Source organism: Helicobacter sp. T3_23-1059, assembly GCF_053654515.1.
Genome location: NZ_JBSIUV010000115.1, coordinates 1 through 2,284 on the forward strand (window position 1 = coordinate 1; position 2,284 = coordinate 2,284).

A 2,284-nucleotide genomic window follows, 5' to 3' on the forward strand; every position below is an offset into this window, starting at 1 on the left:
ATGTTTTTTAAATATGGTTGATTTTTGCAAATTTTTATCTTGCATAATACAAAAAAAAACAACCTGCAAAAAAGATAATGAGAAATCATTTTATCATAATGACTTAGATTTTGATAAAAGCTCGTTAAAATCGTGCTTTCATAGATTTTATCATTTTTTAGCAACTTACAAAAATACGCCAAAAAATACCCGCAAATCAACAAAAACAAAAAATGTAAAAAATCGTAACAAAAAGTAAATGCTACAAAATCTAAAACATATTGCGCACAAAAATCCTTAAAAAATGCGTAAAATATGTTTGATTTATGGGGATTTTGCTTCTTTTTGTCTTGCTTTTGATACAATTTAGCAATGATTTTCACAAAAAACACGCAAAAAAACGCGGTAGATAAAATCTAAAAATCTATCAAAAATTTGTTAGATTTTTGTTGTAGATTTTATCCATTTGCAAAATTTCACCCCTAAGGAGCAACTATGAATCCCACTTATTCACGCAAAATCCAACACCTCCAAGAATCCGCTACGATTGCGATTTCTACCCTTGCAAGAGAGCTAAAAGCACAGGGCAAAAATATCCTTAGTTTTTCAGCGGGCGAGCCAGATTTTGACACGCCAAACGCAATCAAAGAAGAGGCAAAAAAAGCCCTTGATAGCGGATTTACCAAATACACTGCGGTAGCAGGAATCCCAGAGCTAAAGCAAGCGATTGTAGAAAAACTAAAAAAAGATAATGGCTTAGAATACACACCAAAAGAGATTTTGGTAAGCAATGGCGCAAAACAATCGCTTTTTAATGTATTTCAAGCAATCATTGATGAGGGCGATGAAGTGATAATCCCCGCACCTTATTGGGTTACCTACCCAGAGCTAGTGGAATATAGCGGGGGCAAAAGCGTGATAATCAATACAGATTCTAAAAATGGGCTAAAAATCACCCCCACGCAGCTAAAAAACGCAATCACGCCTAAAACAAAAGCCATCGTGCTTACCACGCCATCAAACCCCACAGGTATGGTGTATTCGCGCAATGAGCTAGAGGAAATAAACGCGGTTTTAAAAGGCACAAATATTTGGATAATCGCTGATGAAATCTATGAAAAACTTATCTATGATGGGGAGTTTTGCTCGGTGGGCGCGATAGATTCTGCCAGCTTAGAGCGCACTATCACTATAAATGGACTTAGCAAATCTGTGGCAATGACAGGCTGGCGTATGGGGTATCTAGCCTGCAAAGACGCAAAGCTAGTAAAAATGATGGACAACTTGCAAAGCCAATGCACTTCAAATATCAACTCCATAACCCAAAAAGCCGCCATAGTCGCGCTAAATGGCTCGGTAGATAAAGACATAGAGACAATGAGAGCGGCATTTAAAAATCGCAGAGATATAGCCTGTGAGCGCATAGGGAAAATCACAGGTTTAACCGTGCTAAAACCGCAGGGCTCATTTTATCTTTTTATCAATATAAATGGTGTGGGAGCGATAAAACCAAACCTAAAAATTAGCGGGGATTCTAGCGGGGGTTTTGTAGCGAATTTTGACAAGTTGGATTCTATGGAGTTTTGCAAGCAGTTGTTAGAATCTCAAGGCGTAGCACTTGTCCCGGGAAGCGCGTTTGGCGCGGAAGGATTTGTGCGAATGAGCTTTGCTTGCAAGGAGGAGCAAATATTAGAGGGCTTAGAGCGCATAGAAAAATTTATCAATAGTTAGCGCAAAATCAACAAATGATTTAAAATCAAAATGGAAGGTGTTTTTTGTGCGCTATTTTGCATAAAAACCGCATAGCAATCCACACACGCCGTCATTGTAAGATTCTGCGCGTGCAATCCAAAATAAGCCCCCCTCCCATTGCGGAGAATTTTGCCTTTTTCCCCCTCCCTTAGCACTAGGGGGCTAGGGGGTGGGTTTGTTATGCTAAAAACATTTGTCATATTTAAAGACAACGCCCAAAGTATCCAAAATCTTAATCCTCGTCATACTGAGGGAATTAGCCCAAAGTATCTCAAAAAAGCAACAATTTAGAGATATTTCGCTAACGCTCAATATGACAACATACAGATTGCCACGCATTTGTTATGCAAATGCTCGCAATGATGGAGTTTTCTTTGTCATATTGAGCGAAGCGAAATATCTCTACTTTGTTTTTTGGATTTTCTAAAGAAGCTGTGCTTTGAGATGCTTCGGTTTCTTAAAAAACCTCAGTCCGATAAATTTTTGTTGCATTTTGAGATACTTCGCTACGCTTAAGTATGACAAATGTTGTCAGTATGATAAATATTTTTTT

3 protein-coding genes are annotated in these 2,284 nt (G+C 38.1%); 2 read left to right on the plus strand and 1 reads right to left on the minus strand.

The annotated features are described in order from the left end of the window. The first annotated feature begins 474 nt into the window (after window positions 1-474). A complete protein-coding gene (locus tag ACWIX0_RS13325) occupies window positions 475-1,710 on the plus strand; it encodes a pyridoxal phosphate-dependent aminotransferase (protein WP_454174468.1) in 1,236 nt (411 codons plus the stop codon). Here the strand turns inward: ACWIX0_RS13325 and ACWIX0_RS13330 are convergent. Beyond that, complete coding sequence (locus tag ACWIX0_RS13330) at window positions 1,707-1,931, minus strand: hypothetical protein (protein ID WP_454174469.1); 225 nt, start codon at window positions 1,929-1,931, stop codon at window positions 1,707-1,709. The two genes, ACWIX0_RS13325 and ACWIX0_RS13330, sit on opposite strands and share 4 nt — an antisense overlap. Here ACWIX0_RS13330 and ACWIX0_RS13335 point away from each other — a divergent pair. Continuing rightward, the gene (locus tag ACWIX0_RS13335; protein WP_454174470.1) at window positions 1,925-2,158 is read left to right on the plus strand and encodes a hypothetical protein; all 234 of its coding nucleotides are present in this window, start codon (window positions 1,925-1,927) and stop codon (window positions 2,156-2,158) included. The two genes, ACWIX0_RS13330 and ACWIX0_RS13335, sit on opposite strands and share 7 nt — an antisense overlap. The last annotated feature ends 126 nt before the right edge of the window (window positions 2,159-2,284 follow it).

Coding starts and splice junctions, on each gene's coding strand:
- ACWIX0_RS13325 (WP_454174468.1), top strand. CDS start 475: ATGAATCCCACTTATTCACGCAAAATCCAACACCTCCAAGAATCCGCT.
- ACWIX0_RS13330 (WP_454174469.1), bottom strand. CDS start 1,931: ATGACAAATGTTTTTAGCATAACAAACCCACCCCCTAGCCCCCTAGTG.